The organism is Sorangium sp. So ce726 (assembly GCF_051521405.1).
GTDB lineage: Bacteria > Myxococcota_A > Polyangia > Polyangiales > Polyangiaceae > Sorangium.
The window spans coordinates 4,248,970-4,269,852 of sequence record NZ_CP150349.1; the positions used below are offsets into that span (position 1 = coordinate 4,248,970).

Genomic DNA, 20,883 nt, shown 5'->3' on the forward strand with positions numbered 1-20,883 from the left:
GGCGCGCCGCGCCTTCGGGGTCGCGCGCTACTTCCTGCCGATGCCCGTGTAGATGAACCCGATGCCGCGGAGCTCGTCCGGCTCCCAGATGTTGCGCCCATCGAAGAGCGTCGGGGAGCTCAGGATGCGCTTCAGCCGGTGGAAGTCCGGGCGCCGGTACTCGTGCCACTCGGTGACGACGACCAGCGCGTCCGCGCCCTCGGCCGCGCCGTACATGCCGTCGCTCAGGAGGATGCGGCTCCCGTAGATGGCGCGCACGTTCGGCATCGCCTGCGGGTCGTGCGCCTGGACCGTCGCGCCCGCCTCGAGCAGCGCGTCGATGAGCGTGAGCGCCGGCGCCTCGCGGATGTCATCCGTCTGCGGCTTGAACGCGAGCCCCCAGACCGCGATCGTCTTCCCCTTCAGCGCGCCGTCGAAGTGGGCGCTCACCTTGCTGGCGAGCAGCCGCTTCTGCCGCGCGTTGATCCGCTCCGTCGCCCGGACGATCTCCAGATCGTGCCCGACGGAACCCGCGGTGTAGAGGATGGCCGAGAGGTCCTTGGGGAAGCACGACCCGCCGAACCCCGGGCCGGCGAACAGGAACTTCGTGCCGATGCGCGGGTCCGCCCCGACGCCCTTGCGCACGAGCTCGATGTCCGCGCCGAGCTTCTCCGCGAGCACGGCCAGGTCGTTCATGAACGAGATGCGCGACGCGAGCAGCGCGTTGGCGGCGTACTTGGTGAGCTCGGCCGAGCGCGCGTCCATGAGCTGGATGCGGTCGCTCGCCCGCACGAACGGGTTGTACAGGTGGCGCAGGATCTCGCGGGCCTTCGGGTCGTCCGAGCCGATGATCACGCGGTCGGGCTTCATGAAGTCGTTGACCGCGTCACCCTCCTTGAGGAACTCCGGGTTCGACGCGACAGCGAACGGCTGGGTGGCGTTCGCGCCGATGATCTGCCGGAGCCGGTCCGCCGTCCCGACGGGGACCGTGCTCTTCGTGGCGATCACCTTGAAATTATTCAGGTTCTTGCCGATCGTCTCGCCGACGGCCTCGACGGCGGAGAGGTCGGCGGAGCCGTCGTCCGCCTGGGGCGTCCCGACGGCGATGAAGACGATCTCTGCGTCGCGGATGGCGCCGGCGACGTCGGTGGAGAACCGGAGCCTGCCGTCGCGCGTGTTCTTCGCGATCAGCACGTCGAGGCCGGGCTCGTAGATCGGCACCTCTCCGCGCTTCAGCATCTCGATCTTGGCAGCGGACACGTCGACGCACGCCACGTCATTCCCGAAATCCGCGAACCCCGCGCCGGCGACGAGGCCGACATACCCTGTTCCCACGACGGCAAGCTGCATGGGCGGGACGCTACCACGACCCCGGCGCCGTTCGAGCCGGCAGTCGCACGGAGTGTGACCCCCGATCGATCTGTCCCGCTCCTCTCGCGTGCGAGCGCGTCGAGCGTTCGTGCTGCCCTTGCCCCGCTGAGCAAAGGGGGCTGCCGCGCGCTCTACTGCCCAGGCGCCGCGCGGCTCAGGGGTGAACGAACACGACGGTGCCGGTCAGCGAGCGCGCTGCGCCGTGCCATCCCGGCGGGACAGCCGGCTCGGTCCAGAAGAACAGGCGGCGGGCGTCCTCTGGAGACAGGTTGATGCAACCGTGGCTCTTGGGCCGGCCGAACTTGTCGTGCCAGTACGCGCCGTGCAGCGCATACCCCTCCTCGAAGTACTGCACGTAGGGCACGTCGCGCAGCTCGAACTCCTCGCCGACGGCGTCCGAGTCCATGGTGCTGGTGACGAACTTCGTGTGGATACGGAAGATCCCGCGCTTGGTCGCTGTGCTGGACTCGTGGTCCTCGAGCCCCGCCTCACCGCTCGAGATCAGCGTCGCATAGACGGGCTTCGTGCCCTCATAGGCGACGAGCACCTGCTTCGTGATGTTGACGTCGAGCCACTTCTCGCCGTTCTTGCCCCAGGCAGGCATCTTCTTGGCAGGGTCGATGCGGCCGGCGTGGCGGTCGTCGACCCAGTCGCCGTCCTTCGTCTCGTAGTGCAGCTTGCCGCCGAAGAACTGCTGCTTGCCGGTGAGGGGCACGGCGGAGCGCCACTCGAGCTCTCCGCCCTCGACGAGCTTCTTGCCCACGACGCGCCATCGCTTGCCGCCGGCGCGGCGCACGAGCGCGAACGGGAAGTCGATCTCCTTGCCGATCTCGACGCCGTGGAACTCGGAGCCGCGGATGGGGCGGAACCTGTCGGCCGGGACGACGCGCAGATCGGTGGTGACGTTGTAGCGCCGGCCCTCGTGGAGGAACGACTCGAGGAAGGCCATCCCGTTGCGCCGCGAGACCTCGTCGATCTTCACGGCGTCGTCGGCCTTGATGCGGCCGGAGAGGTTGGGGGCGCGCCGGCCGTCGCGCAAGAACCAGGGGATCTCGCGATCGGTGATGCGCTGCGCGAGCGCGTCGAGCGCGGCCGGGGCGGGCTCGGCGCTCCATTTGAGCCAGACGTCGAGGCCGTAGGTCGCGCCGCTCTCCTCGTCCTTGGCCCAGCGATCGAGGTGCTTCTTGAGGTTGGGCTCGAAGCGCGCGAGATCGTCCTCGGTCGGGATGCGCGCGTAGGCGGGGCCGCCGCGCGTGACGGTCCCGTACATGTACGGGAGTTTGTGGGTGACGTCGGGGCGGCGGGCCGTGGCGCGGACGATCTCGTCGTTGAGGTCGAGCGTCGCATCGGGGCCGACGCACACGTAGCCGAACGGCTTGATCTTGCGGAAGCCCCCGGGGCAGCCGGACGTGCCGGCGGGCTCGGGATCCATCTCCACGACCGCGCCGGCGCGCAGGAAGCCGACGGGCTTCGCGTCGGCGCTGGGCCGCGCATGGACGCGGGTGAGCATCGAGGTGCTGGCGAGCCGCGGGCGGCCCTCGGGGATCGGCGTCGGCGGGGTGGCGACGCCGCCGAGCGAGACGAGGGGCGGGCTCGCGGGCAGGCCGGGCGGCGGCTCATCCTCGGCCGGGGCGGGGGAGGCGAGGGCCGCGGGGGAGGCGAGGGCGGCGGAGGCGCCCTGGGCCTTCTGGCTTCCGGCGGCGCCGGGGAGCTCGATGGGCGCGTCGGCGGCGCTCCCGGAGCGGCCGCAGGCCGAGAGGGACGCGGCGAGCGTGAGGAGCGCGAGCGCATGGCGGCTCGCCGCGAGCGTGGCTGCGGCGCGCGTTCGAGGCGGCGTGTCCATGGCGCGCCGACCCTAGTGCACAGGAGGGGGAGGAGGGCCAGTTTTCGGCGATCGGATGGAGGTGGGCTCTCGGCGCCTCACATCGGATCAGGCGTCGAGAGCCGCCCTCGCTGCGCCTCCACGGCGGGATCGGCGGCCGCGTCGTCGCGCACGATCAGGGTGAACGGATACCGCTCTTCACCTCTCGCGTCGGGATCGTAGGCCCCGGTGGGCAGCGCGGTCACCACGAGCGTTCGTTTCCCGTCCGCTGCGAGCTTCAGCTCCGCGGCGCCGGATGAGACGTCCAGGAGCTCGCCGTCCGAGTCGGGCGTCAGGCCGGGGACGGCCTGGACGACGAAGCGGCGCCTCGCGTCGTCGGGCGCCTCGAGCGACACCCGGAGCGAGCGTGGCGTGTCCGCGCCCGCCGAGAGCTCGATATAGCTGGTGCCGAGCAGCATCGGCGCGCGCTCGCGGATGTCGATCCTGCCCGGCCTGGCCTCGACCTGGGCCGCCAGCGAGAGCTTGGCCGCCGCGAGGTTCTGAAGGCCGCCCGCGAAGTGCCGGAAATGGCGGTCGTCGATGTGATCACCGGTGTACCAGCGCCAGCGCGCGAGCTCGGGGACGGCCTCGACATAGCTCATGCCCGCCGCCTCTCGGAGCATCGCATCGAGCGCATCGACAAAGTCAGGCTCGTTGGGCTGCGCGCCGTCGCCTGCGGCGGGGGCGTCGCGCGACCCGAGCCACATGCGTGAGACGAACCTCGGATCGCCGTCGAAGAACCGATCTTTGAGGTAGAGAAGCACCATGGAGGCGCCGTACATGGACCATGTCTCGTAATGGTCGTTGTGGTCGATCGCCCAGTCCGGGTGCCTCTGGAAATCGGCCAGGCCCTCGCCCGTATAGCGATCTGCGCGGACCTGGTCGAGGAACGTCGCCGACATCTCGAAGACGACGGGGCTCTCGCTCCAGTCGTCGGCGGCCTGCGAGGCGTGCGCCATCTCATGCACCACGGTCTCCTCGAGAGCGGAGCCGCCGTAAGGCCCCCACGGATCGACGATCATGTAGGGGTGCCGGTCGTCCCATGAGGTCGACGGCTCGCCTCCAAGGACGTCGACGAGGCAGCTGCGGTGGCCTCTCCACACGAACACATCGAGCGCGTCGTCCGGCCCGCACTCTCCACCATCGCCGAGGGGCGGGCGCATGCCGATCTGGTGCACATGATAGTCCCAGCCCTCCTCGACGAACGCGAGGACCTGGCGCGCTGTGTCGCGCTCTTCCGCCTTGTAATGGTGGACGAGCACGGGGAGCGTCGAGGATCGAAGGGAGAAAGGAAACATCTCCTCGAAGTCGGCTCGCCCACAGATGCTCTCGCCTTCCGGCAAAGGGTGCTTGTACTCCGAAGGTGTGGCCGGGGTCGTGTCATCGCGCTCTGTGCCGCAGCCGACAGGACCGAGGCCGAGGGTGAAGCAAGCCAGCCAGGGAAGGGATCTCCGCATCGAAGGCGCTTTAATCGAGCCTCCGGGGAGCTTGCAAGGAGCGGCTGCCAGCAGAGCCGCGCGGCGCGAGCGGTGGAGCAGCACCCGGCTGCGTGCGCGCCAAAGGTGCTGCCGTCTAACCGGGGCTGAAGTACTAGGCAGACTGGTCGAGTTCTCGCAGCATCTCGCGGAGCGCCTGGGCCTCGGCACGCTCCAGGATCACGGGCGCCGAGAGGGGCGTGGGCGCGTGGTCGCGAAACTCCACGGGCTGGAAGGCGGCAAGCGCACCGGACGCGGTGTAGGCGAGATCCAGGCGCACCGCGGAGGTGTCCGGGTCGCCCTCCTCGTCCAGGGCGAAGGGGAGCTTCGCGATGGCGGCGAAGTCCCGCCTCTCCAGGGCGGCGGTGAGCGCTCCGATCGGGCAGGTGAAGTAGCGGAAGCCTTCTTCCACCTTCTCACCCGTGGACGTGTACACGAACTCGCTCAGGATCAGCCATTTGCGACGGGTGGTGAAGCGAGGATCGGCGCGCAGGAAGTCGGACAGATCTTGGATCTCCATCGCGCGTTCATACCGCAAACGGGCCCAGGATCTCCATCAGTCCGTCGAGGCAGATCACGCTGCTCGGTCATCGTACACATGAACGCAGGGTAGGTTGTCTCGACGCATTCGCCCTATGACATGGCCCTGCGGCGTGGGGCGATGAGGGGCTACGACCGTCCGAACCTGAGCAGCAGCCCGAGCCAGCCCTTTGCCAGGTAGAGGAGGTTGATCAGCACATACATCCAGAAGAACACGTCGAGCCGGTCCGCGAGCGCGAACGCCCAGATGTGGCTCGGGTAGTGGTTCAGGAAGCGCAGGAACGTCATCACGAGCGCCGCCGCCCGGGCGGCGGGCGACCGGGGCCGCTCCTCCGTGGCGGTCTCGTAATAGGCGGAGACCGACGTCTCCTTGCCGCTGATCTCCGGGCGGCGGACGAAGTTCGTCAGCGAGATCGCCGAGGCGATCACCGCGACCCCGACGACGCCGGCGACCAGGAAGCGCGGGTCTCCCCCGGGCCAGCGGCCGCCGTCGAGCCCGAGGCCGCCGGCGCTGAAGAGGCGCATCGAGAGGGCGCCCGAGAGGAGCACCGCCTTGAGCTCGTCCGTGAAGAAGTCGAAGAGGTGGCCCTCCTTCGACGCGAGCTGCTTGTGGCGCGCCAGCATCCCGTCGGCGCAGTCGAGCAGGTAGCTCAGCTCGAGCACGGCGATGGCGACGACGCCCCCCGCCGCCGTGGGCAGCGCGACGAGCAGCGCCGCTGCGACAACGAACACGGCGAGGTTGAGCAACGTCACCTGGTTCGGCGTGATCGAGGTCCGCGCGAGCAGCGCGACCACTCCGCCGGCGAGCGGCCGCATCAGGTACGTGTTGAAGAGCTGATCGTGCTTCTTCCGCGTGGCCAGGTAGATCTGCTTCGCTTCGCCGAGCATGGCCGGCGCATCCTAGCCGAGCGGCTCTCGTCTTGCTCGGGCGGCGGCACCTTCGCCCCGCCGCCCGGTCAGCGCCGCACCGGGCGCGAGGCGGGCGCGCCCGCGTCCAGCGGCTCGTCGCTCCAGTCGACGGCGATCGAGTCTTCCTTCGCGGCCTCGGGGCGCACCCACTCTTTGGTGATGGAGCCGCCGCTCACGGGCGGCTCGTCGCTCCAGTCGACGGCGATGACATCGAGGGACGTCGAGACGCTCGCGTGGTGCACCGGGATCGTGGCGGGCCCGCTCTCGTCCGCGGCGCCTCGGGGCGACGGCTGCTCTCGCAGCGTGATCGCGTCCGGAGCGAGCGCGTGCGCGAACCGCGACGCGCACGGCGGCGGCTCGCTGCGCAGGAGGGCGCGCACGTCCTCCAGCATCTGGCGCGCGTCCGGGTAGCGCTGATCGCGGTCGAAGGCGAGCGCGCGATCGACGACGAGGCACACGTCGCGCGGCGCGTGCGGCGCGCGCTGCGCGAGCGGCGGCGCCGGCTCCCTGCCCATCTTCAGCAGGAGGTCGAAGTCGGTGCTCGCCTCGTGGACGTGGCGGCCGGCGATCAGCCGGAACATGGTGGCGCCGACCGCGAACAGATCGGCGCGGGCGTCGATGTCGCGGCCCTTCGCCTGCTCCGGCGGCATGTACGGCGTCGTGCCGAGGACCAGGCCCATCCGCGTGAGCTCCCCCTGGAGGCTGGAGTCCTGGCGGATCCGCGCGAGCCCGAAATCGAGGACCTTGATGCGCGGGCCGCCGCCGTGGGCGGGCGTGTCCCCTGCGCCGTCGCCGACGACGTACAGGTTGGGCGGCTTGATGTCGCGGTGGATGATCCCCTGCGCGTGCGCCGCGGCGAGCGTGTCGAGCACCTGCGCGCTGAAGCGGAGCACCTCGGCCAGCGGGAGGCCGCCGAGGCGGCGCTCGCGCTCGGCGAGCGACTCGCCCTCGAGGAGCTCCATCACCAGGAACGGCGCCCCGTCCTCGGCGACGTCGATGTCGCGGATCTCGACGGCGCCCGGGTGGCGGAAGCGGTTCGCGGCCTGGGCCTCGCGCTCGAACCGGTCGCAGATCTCCTTCGACTTTGCGGCCTGCGGGTGCAGGATCTTGAGCGCGTCCCGGCGGCCGATCCGGTGGACGCCGACGTAGACGGCGGCCATGCCGCCGGCGCCGAGCAGCCGCTCCAGCGTCCACTTGTTGCGGATCGTGGTCCCCACGCGTTGTGAGGCGGTTTCGCTGCTCATGGGGTCCTTGCGTTCATGGAAGCGGCGCGGCCGCACGCGGTCAAGCGTATGCTCCGCGCGGTCGCGAGGAGAGCGATGACGAAACCGGGCAAGCAGAGCGGGCGGCAGTACACAGAGGCCGAGGTGCGGGCCATCCTGGAGCGCGCCCTCCGGGAGGCGCAGACGCCCGACGTGAGCCATGACGAGCTGGTCGCGGCGGCCGCGGAGATCGGCATCTCCCGGGGCGCGATCGAGGCCGCGTCGCGCGACATCGAGCATGTCCGGGGCGAGGAGGAGGCGCGCGCGACCCTCCTCGCGCGCCGGCGCAAGGGATTCCGGACGCACCTGTTCTCGTACCTCCTCGTGAACGCGTTCCTCTTCGCGGTGAACGCGCTCACGGACGGGCCGTGGTGGTTCTTCTGGCCGCTGCTCGGGTGCGGCCTGGGGCTCGCCTTCCATGCGCTCGGCGCGCTCTCCAGCGACGTGTCCCCGCGGCAGATCCGCCGGGAGATCGAGCGCAGCGCCGCGCAGGCGCGGAAAGAGCAGCACCGGCGGCTGATGGAGCAGCGCAGGGCCGAGAGCCTCGAGCGCAAGCAGCGCCTCGAGCAGAGCGCGGAGGATTTCGGGCACGCCGTCGAGGAGGGCGTCGCGACGGTGCTCTCGCGGATCGCTCAGGAGATCCGCGGGAGCGCGCCGCCGCCGCCGCCGGCGCCGGTCGAAGACGCGCCGCGGAGGCGGCGGGTCGCGCCGCTCGACGCGGAAGAGGCGGAGTTCGAGGAGCTCGGCGAGGAAGAGGCGGATCGCGCGGCCCGGCGAGGCCGCGGCGGGCGCTGACGGCGCCGCACAGCACGTGTGGCGGTAGCCTTTGTGGCGCAGTGCCTCGTTGGGCCGGCCTGCCATGGAGTGGGGCGTGGAGGCCGCCGTTCTCCGCCATGGCGCCGCCACCCCTGCGCCGGCCCTCTCCTCGCGTTCTCCCGTCGTTTCGTGTTGGCGTGGGGTGTGCTCGTGGGCGAGCGTCATGCCGACGCTCGAGCACAACGCCCTCGTCGAGATGTTCCGTGAGCGCCCGGAGCTCGCGCCTCACTTGCTCGCGACGCTCTTCCACGTCGAGGTGCCGCCGCACGCGTCGGTCGCGGTTGTCGAGTCGTCGCTCGACCAGCTTATCCCGGTGGAGTTCCGGGCTGACCTGGTGCTCGAGCTCCGAGACGCGAATGGCAAACTCGCGCTGGCGATTGTCCTCGAGGTCCAGCGCGACGTGGATCCGGACAAGAAGTTCTCGTGGCCGACGTACGTCACGGTCGTGCGCGCCAAGAAGCGCTGCGGCACGGTCGTCCTCGTGATCGCGCCGGATGCCGGTGTGGCTGCCTGGGCGGCGGAGAACATCGACCTCGGTCTGGGCCTCGGCCATGTCGAGCCGCTGGTGCTCGGCCCGGCCGTCGTACCCGAGATCACCGACCCAGCCGACGCGGAGAAGGACACCGAGCTGGCCGTGCTCTCGGCGGTGGCGCACGGCAACGGGCCGAACGGGCTGACCGTGCTCAAGGCCGCGCTCCTTGCGCTTGGCCGGCTCGACCAGGAGCACGCCATGGTCTACTTTCAGGTCATCTGGAGCGGGTTGCGTGAGCCCATGCGGCGGGCTCTGGAGGCGTTGGTCATGGAACGGCAGATCGAAGACGAGGTGAGGTTTCCGTTCGTGCGGGAGCTCATGGATCGCAGCGAGCTCAAGGGCCTACGGGAGGGCAAGCTCGAGGGCATACGTGAGGGCAAGAGGGACACGCTGCTTCGGCTTCTTGCGCGTGCAGGGATCGTGCTCACCGAGAGCGAGCGCGCGCGCATCCAGGCATGCACGGACATCGCGACCCTCGATCGCTGGAGCGATAACGTCCTTGGGGCGAAGACCGCCACCGACGTGCTCTCGTGATGGCCGACGGATGCGGCCCAACAAGGCGATGAATCAAAGGGGCTTTGCCCGCTGACATCCTCTCGAGCACCTGGGTCGCGACGGGATCCACCTGGCCCTGTGTGGTGGCCACGGCCTTGTCCATAGAGCGTGTTGTACCTGCCGGCATGGACCTGGGGCGGAAGCAGCGCCAGGTTGAGCCTTGGCGACTCCGGGATGGAGTACAGATAGCTCACGCCGAGCTCCGGGAGCGTGCCCTGCTGCTCGAAGTACTCGTCATAACGACGGTAGTAGTAGTCGACCACGAACTGCATCAGCGACTCATCGGCTGCGAGGTACACGGCCTCGGTGCGCTGGGGCTGAATATCGGGGAGCTTCACTTCGGCCGTGGTGGGGGTAGACATCGCGGTTCTCCTCTCGGGGTTGGAGAGAGGCCTTCCGTGCGTCTCGCTCCGGCAGCATGAGCGGTCTCGGGGGCGTCTCACCCCGCCTGCTGCGCGCTTCACTCCTTCATCCGAAGGGCCAGAGAAGAACCCGACAGGGGTCGGTCGATTTTTTCTGCAGGAGCTCGCCCAGCTCGCCGCAGATCTCACGCGCCTACGCCCGGCGCCGCCGGTTGAGCACGTGCGGCCGGGCGCGCTGTCCCTGCTGCGACGCGGCCCGCCGCCCCCGTCGACGGCCCGCTGGTGATGCGGCCCACCCGCGCGCGACCGAGGATTCGCCGCTGCTGGATCCGTCATCGCCGAACTTGGCGTGGCCCTGGACGAGCTTCACGCGGCCGTCACCGAGCTTCGTGCGTCCTACCGCTCCTTCTCTCCTTTCCGCTAGGATTTCCTCATGTTTGACGCCGCCGCCTTTGCCTTGGTCGCGACGCTCGTGACCCGCCTGAGGGCGGCGACCTCCTTCGAGGACGCCGCGACCACCGCGCTCAAGGCCATGCTCGATTGCGCATCGCCGGCGCTCGCCGGGAACCCCGCTGTGAAGAGCCCCCGCCTTCTCCGCGCGACGGTCCATCTCCGGCCCGATGACGGCTACCAGCGCCTCTTCGGTGTCGAGCATCCGACGGGCGCGGCGCTCGAGAGCACGGGGTACGTCACGTCCGCGAATGTCTGGCGCTGGGTCAACCAGCATCGCTGTGCGGTCTCCATCGGCGTGCAGCTCGGCGTTCTCAGCACCTATCTACCGGAGGGCGCCACCGAGCGCCCGGAGGACGCCACCCTGCACGACGAGCCGCCGGAGACGGAGGGCGTGATCGGGTTGGCGACCCGCAACCAGATGCTCGGCCGCGATGTCACGCATGTGCACGTCGTCCCGCTGTGCGCTCCCGGCGGCAGCGTGAGCGGCATGATCACGCTCGAGGCCAGGTGCAAGGGCGCGATCGAGCGAGCGGCGGTCTGGGAGGGTTGCCGTGAGATGCTCGATCTCCTGGCCAGCATCGCGGCGCCGCACCTCGGCGCCCTGCCGCCGCGCGCCGCCCCGAAGGTCGCCACGGACGAGCTCCTGCCCGTCATCGGACGCGCCACCGCGGGCCTGATCGACCTCGTGCGGGTCTTCGCCGCGCAGGAAGAGACCGTGCTCATCAGCGGCCCCACGGGCGCCGGAAAATCGCGGCTCGCGCGCTGGTGCCACGAGCAATCACCGCGCAAAGGGAGCTGCTTCGAGACGCTCGACCTGCTGAGCGTGCCAGAGGACCTGCAAATGGCCGAGCTCTTCGGATGGAAGCGGGGCGCTTTCACCGGCGCGATGAAAGACTCCGCCGGAACGATCGCGCGCGCCGCAAACGGAACGCTCTTCATCGATGAGATCGACAAACTCTCGCTCAAGGCCCAGGCGGGCCTCCTGCGCGTGCTCGAGGAGCGGCGCTATCGGCCGCTCGGCGACGAAGGAGGCGCACGCCGGGCGGACGTGCGGTTCATCATCGGGACCAACGCCAACCTGCGCGCGTGCGTGCGCGCAGGGAAATTCCGCGAGGATCTGTATTACCGCATCAATGTGCTGCCCGTGCGGCTGCCCGCGCTATCAGAGCGCCTGGACGAGCTCCCCCTGTGGGCGGAGTACATGCTCGCGCGCAGGCATGGAGAGTCGGGGGGCCACGGCGCGGCGCGGATCGAGCCTGAGGGCTTGGAGCTCCTGTCGAGGACTCCATGGCCCGGCAACCTGCGCCAGCTCGACAACATCGTGCGCCGGGGCTACGCGCTCGCCCTCTCGGAACGCCGGGGCGGGGGCGGAGATCTCGTGCTCGCGCGGCGCCATCTCGAGCGCGCGCTCGACTACGACGCCGCCGCGGAGGACGCCGCGCTCATCGACCTGCTCTGGCGCGCCGCGAAGGCATTTGTCGCGGAGGCAGAGCGCCGCGAGGGCGGCGAGAGCGCGCCGCTCACGCTCGAGATGAGCGAGGCCATCCGGGGTCTCGTGCTCGCCGCCGCGGTCGCGCGCCGCGGCGGCCGGGACGCGGCGTTCTCGCTGCTCGGGCAGCATCCGCTGGTGAAGAGCCGCAACCATCATCGGGCCTACAGGCGCGAGATCGAGCGCGTGCGTGAGCTCGTCAGCCTCGTCGGCGGCACGGTCGACGAGGGCCTCGCCGCGTTGCTCGACGCGCCGGAGGAGCCGGCGTGACGCGCCCGGGAGACGTCATCGACGGCCGCTTCACGATCGAGCGCCACGTCGGCGCCGGCGGCATGGGACAGGTCTTCCTCGCGCGCGACGGTCAGTCCGGCGAGCCCGTCGCGATCAAGGTGCTGATCGGCTCGGACCTCGCGGACAGCGCGCGCTTCGAGCACGAGGCGCGGGCGCTCGCGGCCCTTCAGGTTCCCGGCATCGTCCGGTACCTCGCGCACGGCGCGACAGGCGCGGGCAGACCTTACCTCGCCATGCAATGGCTCGCCGGAGAGACCCTCGCAAAGCGGCTGGAACAGCGGCCGCTGACGGTCTCCGAGGCCGTGGATCTGCTCGCGCGAGCCGCGGCGACGCTCGGCGCGATCCACCGGCTCGGGGTCGTCCATCGGGACCTCAAGCCGAGCAACATGATGCTCCTGGACGGCGCGATCGAGCGCGTCACGCTGCTCGATTTCGGCATCGCGCGGGTCTCCGGGCTACGGCGGGAGCTCACGCAGCCGGGGGTCATCCTGGGCACGCCCGGCTACATGGCGCCCGAGCAGGTGCGCGCCGAGGAGCACATCGACGCGCGGGCCGACGTCTTTGCGCTCGGGTGCGTGGCCTTCGAGTGCATCGCCGGCAGGCCGGCCTTCCTCGCGAACGACCCGCTCGCGCTGCTCATGAAGGTCGTCCTGGAGGACCCTCCGCCGCTCGGCGAGCTCTGCGCGTCCGTGCCTGCGTGGCTGGAGGAGCTCGTCGCGGCGATGCTCGCCAAGGAGCCGGACCGCCGGCCCGCGGACGCCAAGGTCGTGGCCGAGTGGATCCGGGGCGCGGCGGGAGGAGCGCTCGCTTCGGGCGCGGCGCGCTCCTGGCCGCCGCCCGCGGACCCGCGGATCACGACCGGCGAGCGAAGGCTCCTTTGCCTCGTCCTCGCGGACGACGCGCCGGCGACTTCCGGGCCGGAGGGCGTGGGGGCCGGCCACCACCACGCGCTGCGCGAGATCGCGGAGGGCCACGGGGGAAGGCTCGATCGCCTGCAGGATCGATGGTTCCTCGCCTCGTTTTCGGGCGCTGTCGCGCCGACGGACCTGGCCGCGCGCGCGGCGCATTGCGCGCTCGCGATGGCGAAGGTGATCGGCGATGCCCCCATGGCCGTCGTTCTCGGTCGATCCGAGGCCGACGCGCTCCTGCACACGGGCGAGCTGATCGAGCGGGCCGTCAGGCTTCTTTCGGACAGCCGCGAGCGCGGGGCGGCGGGGGAGATCCTCGTCGACGACGTGGTCGCGCCCTTTCTACAGTCGCGGTTCCAGCTCTCGCCCGAGGCGGCGGGGCGCGCGCTCCGCGACGTCAAGCGGAGCGACAGGCCAGCCGCCGGCGTTCACGGGAAGGCGACCGAGTTCGTGGGGCGGGATCGGGAGCTCTCCACGCTTCTCGCCGAGCTCCAGCGCTGCGTCGAGGACCGGGCGCCGACGGCGGTGCTCGTGACGGGCGCCCCGGGGATGGGCAAGTCGCGCCTGCGGCACGAGCTGTTGCGCAGGGCGCGGAGCGCCGAGGCGCCTCCGGCGATCTGGGTCGGGCTGGCCGACCCGATGAGCGCCGGCTCGGCCTTCGCGTTGCTTTCGCGCGCGCTCCGGAGCGGCTTCGGCATCGTCGAGGGCGAGCCGCTCGCCCGGCGCCGCGAGAAGGTGCTCGCGCGCGTCTCGCGTCACGCGGGCCTGGACGCGCCGAGGGTCGCCGCCTTTCTCGGCGAGATCGTCGGCGCTCCGTTCCCCGACGAAGACGACGTCCAGCTCCGCGCCGCGCGGCGCAGCCCGATGCTGATGGCCGATCAGCTCCGGGTCGCCCTGGTGACGTACCTGCGCGCCGAATGCGCGGTGCAGCCGGTCGTCCTCGTGCTCGAGGATCTGCACTGGGGAGATCTGCCGACGGTGACGTTGATCGAGGCGGCGCTGCATCGCATCGGCGACCAGCCGCTCCTGGTGCTCGCGCTCGCGCGCCCGGAGGTGCACGATCTTTTTCCGAGGCTCTGGGATGGCTATTTGCGGCAAGAGCTCCGCCTCATGCCGCTCGCCCGGCGGGCCAGCGAGCGCCTCGTGCGGCAGACGCTGGGGAGCGGGGCGAACGACGGCTTGGTGGCCCGGCTGGTCGAGCGCGCCGAGGGCAATGCGTTCTTCCTCGAGGAGCTCATCCGGGCGGCGATGGAGGACGCGGGCGCGGCGCTGCCGGAGACGGTGCTCGTGATGGTGCAGGCGCGGATCGAGGCGCTGCATCCGAGCGCACGGCAGCTCCTGCGCGCGGCCAGCATCTTCGGGCAGGCGTTCCGGCAAGGCGGCGTCGAGGCGCTGGTCGGCGCGGCGGCGGTGGCCGTGCGGCTCGACGATCTAGAGCAGCGCGAGCTCCTCGTGCGGCGCGCGGGCGACCGGCGCGAGGAGGACGTGGAGTATCGGTTCCGGCATGCGCTGCTGCAGGAGGCGGCGTATCGCATGCTGACGGACCAGGATCGGCGGACGGGGCACGCGCTCGCCGGCGACTGGCTGGAGCGGACGGGGGACGTGGACCCGATGGTGCTCGCGGGGCATTTCGAGCGCGGCGCGGCGCCGCCGCGGGCGGCGGCGGCTTATTTGCGAGCCGCGCAGCAGTCGCTGCGCGGGCATGACCTTGTCGCGGCGATCGAGCGGGCAGATCGGGGGATCGCGTGCGCACCGTCCGAGGAGGTGGTGGGCGCGCTGCGGCTGGCGCAGGCCGAGGCGCATGTGTGGCGGGGAGAGCTCGCGCTCGCGGAGGAGCGGGGGACGGAGGCGGCGAGGCGGGTCGAGGCGGGGAGCGCGAGCTGGTTCCTCGCGGTGACGCACGTCATGAATTCATGCGAGAAGCTCGGCAAAGGGGACGACTGTGTGCGCTGGAGCGCCGTCGCGCTGCAGGCGGCGATGGGCGCCGGGGCGTTCGGCGCCAGGACCGCGTGCCTCAGCCAGTGCGCTGGCTCGATGGTCTTTCGAGGCGAGTATGCGACCGCCGACGCCTTGCTCGGGGCCACCGAGGAGGGGCTGCGCGGCGCGGCTGCGCCGGATCCGGACGCGCTCGCGCTGTACCATCAAGCGCGCGCGCTGCGGTCGGCATTCGCGGGCGATCCGGAGGCCTCATTGCGGAATTTCGGCGACGTCCTCGCGGCGTTCGAGCAGATCGGCGACCGGCGGAACGCTTGCACCGCGCGCATGAACCTCGCCCATTTCCATGCAGAGCTCGGGGACTTCGCCGGAGCGGAGGCGCTCCTGCGCACGGCGCTCGCGGCGTCGGAGCTGATGGAGCTCCACGAGGTCAAGGCGATCATCCAGAACAACCTCGGCTATGCGCTCGCCCAGGCAGGCAAGCTCGTGGAGGCCGAGGCTGCCGAGCGAGCCTCGCTGGAAGCCACGCGCCGCATGGGGATGACCCGCGTCATGGGCAACACGCTCTCCTATCTCGCCGAGATCGCTGTGCTCGCCGGCGATGTCGAGGCGGCCGAGCGCCACGCGCGCGCTGCGGTGGACGTCCTCGAGGTGGCGCCGCCGCTGCGCGCCGCGGCGGTGGCGCGGCTGGCGCAGGCGCTGCTCGGGTTGGGGCGGCCGGACGAGGCGCTGGAGCGGGCGCGTGAAGCGCAAGCTGCCCTCGATTCGCTCGGCGGTGTGGAGGAGGGGGAGTCGTTGATTCGGCTGGTTTACGCGGAGGCGCTCGCCGCGGCGGGGCGTCGGGACGAGGCGGACGAGGCGATCGCGACGGCGGCGGACGCGCTCATGGCCCGCGCGGCCAGGTTCCAGGATCCGCGGTGGCGGGACAGCTTCCTCGAGCGGGTCCCCGAGCATGCGCGGACGCGGGCGCTCGCGCGACAGCGGCTCGGGCCGGGCTGAGGGGAGAGCGAGCGTGCGTTGCTGGTTACTGGATATCTAGCAACTTCAGGGGCCTCGTCGGGTCCATGCTCACCCGGCGTCCGAGCTGCTGATAGGTGTTGTCGCCGAACGTCAGGATGCTCCCGTCTGTCGTGACGATCACGGAATTGGCCGAAGACGCATAGACCCTCGCTGCTCCGACGGAGGACAGCACCAGCTGAGGCGCGTAACGATCCTTGAATGTGCCGTCGCCAAGCTGCCCGGCATGATTTCGGCCCCAGGCCCACACTGTATCATCTGATCTGATTGCCAATACGTGATTCTCTCCCACGGCGAGATCGACGAACGGCAACCTATTTTCATTTTCGATGCGGGAGATGGGATATGGGTACTCACAATAATAGCAATCATCGTCATCGGAACGGCGCCCGCGGCCGAGTTGTCCAAAAGAATTATCCCCCCAAGTCCAGATTTGTCCATCCGTCGTGAGCGCGGCGGCGAAGTGTTTGCCTGCGCCAAATTGAACAACCTGCATGTCATACTCAATACGGACTCGTTCCGGCTGATCTCGATCTATGCGAGTGCCATCGCCGAGCATGCCATGATCATTTTTGCCCCATGCCTTTAGATTCCCCAAATCGTCGAGCGCCAGCCCAAACCCACTGCCAGCATCGATGGAGACGGTACCGTCAAGTGAGCTGATTGCCATGCTCCCATGTTCTATGTCTTCATGTGGGTATGATAGATCCCATGTAAGCACGCGATTGGAATCCGTTAGAGCTATCCTGAGAGAATCGGATTGTTTAATCTCGAGGATCTTGTATGAATTAGTGTCTAATCGTGTTGGTGCGGGTGAGTGTATCAATTCTTGATTGTTGTATGCCTCGAAATTTTCATTGAATTCGTTGTTCGATCCCAAAAGCCAAGCAGATCCATCGTTCTTGATAGCAAACGCAGATGAATTGTTGACGTAGATGCTTCTGACGCCGCTTATTCCAGGTACCCGCTTGGGCTCGGGTCGGCTAGTGTGCTGGGCGTCATCTTCAATTTGTTCAACGCCATTTTGTCCCCACGATTCGATCGTTCCGTCTTTCATTAGCGCGACGGCTTGGTTGCCTATTCCTACTCTCTGAGAGCTGAAGGGCCCCCTCACGCGAGCGGGGAGGAAGCGACCCTGTTGGGAGAGGCCGATGCCAAGCTGCCCATACCAATTTTCGCCCCACGTGCGGATATCACCCGTCGACAGGAGCGCCGCCGAGCTAGGTCCGCCGCAAGCGACGGCGATAGCGCGGGAGATGCCGCTGACCGGCGCCGGCGAGTTGTTGTAAGAGCCCCTCGAGAAATCATAGCCGAACGACCAGACCGTGCCGTCTGCCTTCAATGCCAGGGAGTGGTGGATGCCCCCGGCGACACGGAGCACCTGGTTGAGCCCCCAGACCTGCTGCGGCCTGGTGGGCTGGTCATTCCCACCGAGCTGACCATACGAATTACTGCCCCAGCCCCAGACCGTCCCGTCCCGGCGCACCGCCAGCGAGTGATAGGCACCGGCCGCAATGGCTGTAACATCATCTAGCCTGATTTTTACCGGAACCTGTCTATCCATCGTCGTGAGATCGCCGAGCTGACCCTCCAGATTTCTGCCCCAGGCCCAGACCGTCCCGTCGTTCCTGAGTGCGAGCGAATGCTCATAGCCGGCTGCAATGGCTACGACGCGGTCGAGAGTTGAGACCACGGTTGGGGTCTCGTTGAAGAACGCCGCGTCATTGCCGAGTTGGCGATGCAGATTATCGCCGAAGGCCAGCACCTTGCCGTCGCCCCTGAGCGCGAGCGAATGCGAATCGCCGGCCGCAATGGCCACGATGCCATCGAGCCCAGGAATCGGCGAGGGCCACAAACGCACTGAGTAAAAACCCTGGTAGCCGATCCGGCCAAACGAAGTGTCGCCCCAGCCCCATACGACACCCGCGCCGTCCAGCGCAAGTCTATGGAAGCTGCCGGCAGCCGTACCGACGACGGCACGGGAGAAGGGGACCTCGATGGGAAGCGGGCTCCATGGGCTATTTGCACCGTTGGGACCAAGCGTAGACGGGTAGTTAGAACCCCAAGCCCAAAGCGTGCCGTCCGTCCGGGTCGCCACCATCCCAGACCACGTGACCGCGAGGGCTTGCTGTTCGTTCAAGGGGAGCGGTCCCACGATCAATCGCATCGAGTCGGTCCCCTGATCTCCGTCGGTGCCCGGCGCAACCTGGCCCTCGAGGGTGGGGGTCCCCTCGAAGGTGCCGAAGGCCCACAGCCGGCCGCTGTGATCGAATGTGAACGCATCGAGCGCATCGTCGTCGCCTGGGCCGCCATACGATCGCACCCAGCGCAGCGCGCCCGTGGTGAGGTCATATGCGGCGATGAACGCGTCTCGATTCGCGTTCACGCCGAGCCGTCTGTCGGGGAGCGGAGAGGGAATCGTGCCTGCGAAATCGATCGGACCCCTGAACTCCCCGGCGACGACCACGACCTGGCCATGCACCTCGGCGGAGGTGATCTTGACCTCGTGCTCCGGGTCCGTCGATTCCAATCGGTTGACCCATGCCCAGGAGGGCCGATTATAATACGGCCAGTCGGGCGTGCCAGGCGCCACCCGCCCGATGAAGGATCGCGTCTTTGTCCCATCGGTGCCGGCGACGATGCCCACCGGCAGGGTAGCCACGCGTATCGGGTCGGCGATCCCCGGAACGCCGGTTGTCGTGAAAATAGTTTGCACGTCGTCCAGAACGGTGGTTGTGTCCGGATCGCGGACGTCCGGCGTGGTGAAATCCAGGAGCGTGGTGGGGTCCAGGAGTCGTCTCTCGTTGTTGATCGCGACCGCGACATACCCGTTCTCATGGTTTGCATCCACGCCGGTGATTTTGTCGCCGTCCGCCGCTGCCCACCGTCTCGCAGCCAGGTACCTGCCGCCCGCCTGGGCCTTGATCACGAAGATGTCCTTGCTCGACTCCTGGTTCGGATTGAGGTAGTCGAGCCCGGCGATCGTGGGTGCATCGGTGAACCCGGCGTAGATGACGGTGTCCGTGTCGAAGGCGTCCGCCGCGACCACCTTCACATAATGGCCGGCCGTCCTATGATTCGTGAACCATATGCTCGGCGGACAGTCCTCCGGGAAGCATCTGCTGCTGTCGAAGATGCGGGTCTCCTCGAGGGTGCCGAAGGCCCACAGCCGGCCGCTGTGATCGAATGTGAGCGCATCGAGCGCATCGTCGTCGTCTGGGCCGCCATACGATCGCAGCCAGTGCGGCGCGCCCGTGGTGAGGTCATAGGCGGCGATGAACGCGTCTCGTTTCGCGTTCACGCCGAACCGTCTGTCTGGGCCGGGAGAGAAAATCGCGTCTGCGAAATCGATCGGACCCCTGAACTCCCCCGCGACGACCACGAACTGGCCATGCACCTCGGCGGAGGTGATCTTGACCTCGCCCTCCGGGTTCGGCGATTCGAATCGCTTGACCCATGCCCAGGAGGGCTTACTATAGTAGGGCCTGCCAGACGCCACCCGCCCGATGAAGGATCGCGTCTTTGTCCCATTGGTGGCGGCGACGACGCCCCCCGGCAGGGTAGCCACGAGTATGGGGTCGGCGATCTCCGGAACGTCGCTTGTCGTGAAAATAGCTCGCACGTCGTCCAGAAGGATGGTTGCCTCCGGATCGCCGAGTTCCGGCGTGGTGAGATCCACGAGCGTGGTGGGGTCCAGGAGTCGTCTCTCGTTGTTGATCGCGATCGCGACATACCCGTTCTCAGGGTTTGCATCCACGCCGGTGATTGTATCGCCGTCCCCCGCTGCCCACCGTCTCGCAGCCAGGTACGTGCCGTTCGCCTTGGCCTTGATCACGAAGATGTCCTTGCTCGACTCCTGGTTCGGATCGAGCGCGCCGAGCCCGGCGATCGTGGGTGCATCGGTGAACCCGGCGTAGATGACGGTGTCCGTGTCGAAGGCGTCCGCCGCGACCACCTTCACATAGTGGCCGGCCGTCTCATGATCCATGATCGATACGCTCGCCGGGCAGTCCACGGAGCATTCGCTGCTGTCCTCACCCGTCTGGCAGACGCCGTTGCCGCAATCGGAGGGAGGTGGATCCTTGAGCCACACCTCGACCGAGCGCATCCCCTCGCACGTGTTGCCGTCCGGACATGCTTGGCTGCAATCCTCATCGACCCTGAACGAGCAGTTCCCGCCGTTGGATGCGCAGATGCGGCCCGTGATGTGGCCGAGGGTGGCGCCGGGGCCCTTGCATGCCCGGTGGTTTTGTTGCGTGGACGTGTCGAAGATATTGCCCCAGAAGCGCCCCTCGAAGTTCCTGTACTCGGCCATCTCTGCGTTCGAGGCCCCGAGCCGCGGATGGTCGCCTCGAAGCGAGATGTCGACCTTGACGTGGTAGCCATTCACCCGTGCGAGCACGCAGGCCGAGACCCATTGCTCGCAGTCCTCGTCGCACGCGCTGGTCTCCCATTCCGGCGCCAGCCCGAGCTCACCATAGAAATCGACTTGCTCGGTCTCTCCCGGATGCTCCAGATCATCGAGGGTGAGCGTCATCGTCTTGTCTTTGGGCATCGCGCACTTGTAGATGTACCTCAGGAGCTCGCGCGAGAGGTGGCCCCTTCGCGTTGACACGGTGTCGTACGCGATCGTTCTGTCGTTCAGCGTGTTCTGCGACAGCGTGTTCTGCGACAGCGTGTTCTGCGACAGCGTGTTCTGCGACAGCGTGTTCTGCGACAGCGTGTTCTGCGACAGCGTGTTCTGCGACAGCGTGTTCTGCGACAGCGTGTTCGCGACGAGTGCATTGTCGGTGAGCGTGTTGGTCGACAGGGTATTGTTTGTCATGACCGCCTGCGAGACGTGCCCCACGTCTTCGCTCTCATCCCGCGCCACCTCAGGCTCGCTGCATCCCGCGAGCGCCACACAGGCCAACACCGAGATCTCCGTCCATCGACGCCCTCTCATCTGCTCCTCCTCGATCGGCAGCCCACCACGACGCTGCCGGTCCCGTCGTTGAGCACTAGAGCACGTGTCGTGCCGTGCCATGCCGCCCCGGGGGTCCGGGCCCGAGGCCGCGCGGCTCGCACCGGTTTTCCCGCAGAAAATCTCACGCCGAGCCGGCGCGATGCCCAGCCCAGCTCCCCGACG

General features: G+C 68.7%; 11 protein-coding genes. 4 read left to right on the forward strand and 7 right to left on the reverse strand.

The annotated features are described in order from the left end of the window. Window positions 1-27: 27 nt before the first annotated feature. The 6 genes from WME79_RS15935 to WME79_RS15960 form a co-directional block, all read right to left on the reverse strand. Window positions 28-1,329: a UDP-glucose dehydrogenase family protein gene (locus tag WME79_RS15935; RefSeq protein WP_437536153.1), complete on the reverse strand. Its 1,302-nt coding sequence runs from the start codon at window positions 1,327-1,329 to the stop codon at window positions 28-30. Window positions 1,330-1,504: 175 nt separating this feature from the next. After that, window positions 1,505-3,193 (reverse strand): L,D-transpeptidase, encoded by a 1,689-nt coding sequence (locus WME79_RS15940; RefSeq protein WP_437536156.1) that lies wholly within the window; start codon window positions 3,191-3,193, stop codon window positions 1,505-1,507. A gap of 77 nt (window positions 3,194-3,270) precedes the next feature. Beyond that, a complete protein-coding gene (locus tag WME79_RS15945; RefSeq protein WP_437536159.1) occupies window positions 3,271-4,668 on the reverse strand; it encodes a hypothetical protein in 1,398 nt (465 codons plus the stop codon). A gap of 133 nt (window positions 4,669-4,801) precedes the next feature. Beyond that, entirely contained in the window at window positions 4,802-5,206 is a 405-nt protein-coding gene (locus tag WME79_RS15950) for a hypothetical protein (RefSeq protein WP_437536162.1), read from the reverse strand. 149 nt (window positions 5,207-5,355) lie between these two features. Further along, on the reverse strand, window positions 5,356-6,114 hold the full coding sequence (locus WME79_RS15955) for a CDP-alcohol phosphatidyltransferase family protein (protein WP_437536164.1): 759 nt from the start codon (window positions 6,112-6,114) through the stop codon (window positions 5,356-5,358). Window positions 6,115-6,182: 68 nt separating this feature from the next. Then, the gene (locus WME79_RS15960) at window positions 6,183-7,379 is read right to left on the reverse strand and encodes a serine/threonine-protein kinase (RefSeq protein WP_437536166.1); all 1,197 of its coding nucleotides are present in this window, start codon (window positions 7,377-7,379) and stop codon (window positions 6,183-6,185) included. A gap of 75 nt (window positions 7,380-7,454) precedes the next feature. On the opposite strand from WME79_RS15960, the gene WME79_RS15965 reads away from it, so the two are divergent. The 4 genes from WME79_RS15965 (at window position 7,455) to WME79_RS15980 (ending at window position 15,737) form a co-directional block, all read left to right on the forward strand. Then, a complete protein-coding gene (locus tag WME79_RS15965; protein WP_437536168.1) occupies window positions 7,455-8,192 on the forward strand; it encodes a 2TM domain-containing protein in 738 nt (245 codons plus the stop codon). A 184-nt stretch (window positions 8,193-8,376) separates the two neighbouring features. Then, the gene (locus WME79_RS15970) at window positions 8,377-9,279 is read left to right on the forward strand and encodes a hypothetical protein (RefSeq protein ID WP_437536170.1); all 903 of its coding nucleotides are present in this window, start codon (window positions 8,377-8,379) and stop codon (window positions 9,277-9,279) included. Window positions 9,280-10,095: 816 nt separating this feature from the next. Continuing rightward, entirely contained in the window at window positions 10,096-11,874 is a 1,779-nt protein-coding gene (locus WME79_RS15975) for a sigma-54-dependent transcriptional regulator (RefSeq protein ID WP_437536173.1), read from the forward strand. Further along, window positions 11,871-15,737 carry a protein kinase domain-containing protein gene (locus WME79_RS15980; RefSeq protein ID WP_437536175.1) on the forward strand — a complete coding sequence of 1,289 codons (3,867 nt, stop codon included), beginning with the start codon at window positions 11,871-11,873 and terminating at the stop codon, window positions 15,735-15,737. The genes WME79_RS15975 and WME79_RS15980 overlap by 4 nt, the downstream gene beginning before the upstream one ends. Before the next feature lie 25 nt (window positions 15,738-15,762). Here the strand turns inward: WME79_RS15980 and WME79_RS15985 are convergent, their stop codons facing one another. After that, window positions 15,763-20,700 carry a hypothetical protein gene (locus WME79_RS15985; protein WP_437536178.1) on the reverse strand — a complete coding sequence of 1,646 codons (4,938 nt, stop codon included), beginning with the start codon at window positions 20,698-20,700 and terminating at the stop codon, window positions 15,763-15,765. Between the last annotated feature and the right edge of the window lie 183 nt (window positions 20,701-20,883).

Bases quoted from the DNA above. Each gene is read 5' to 3' on its own strand.
- WME79_RS15935 (WP_437536153.1), bottom strand. From the start codon at position 1,329: ATGCAGCTTGCCGTCGTGGGAACAGGGTATGTCGGCCTCGTCGCCGGC.
- WME79_RS15940 (WP_437536156.1), bottom strand. From the start codon at position 3,193: ATGGACACGCCGCCTCGAACGCGCGCCGCAGCCACGCTCGCGGCGAGC.
- WME79_RS15945 (WP_437536159.1), bottom strand. From the start codon at position 4,668: ATGCGGAGATCCCTTCCCTGGCTGGCTTGCTTCACCCTCGGCCTCGGT.
- WME79_RS15950 (WP_437536162.1), bottom strand. From the start codon at position 5,206: ATGGAGATCCAAGATCTGTCCGACTTCCTGCGCGCCGATCCTCGCTTC.
- WME79_RS15955 (WP_437536164.1), bottom strand. From the start codon at position 6,114: ATGCTCGGCGAAGCGAAGCAGATCTACCTGGCCACGCGGAAGAAGCAC.
- WME79_RS15960 (WP_437536166.1), bottom strand. From the start codon at position 7,379: ATGAGCAGCGAAACCGCCTCACAACGCGTGGGGACCACGATCCGCAAC.
- WME79_RS15965 (WP_437536168.1), top strand. From the start codon at position 7,455: ATGACGAAACCGGGCAAGCAGAGCGGGCGGCAGTACACAGAGGCCGAG.
- WME79_RS15970 (WP_437536170.1), top strand. From the start codon at position 8,377: ATGCCGACGCTCGAGCACAACGCCCTCGTCGAGATGTTCCGTGAGCGC.
- WME79_RS15975 (WP_437536173.1), top strand. From the start codon at position 10,096: ATGTTTGACGCCGCCGCCTTTGCCTTGGTCGCGACGCTCGTGACCCGC.
- WME79_RS15985 (WP_437536178.1), bottom strand. From the start codon at position 20,700: ATGAGAGGGCGTCGATGGACGGAGATCTCGGTGTTGGCCTGTGTGGCG.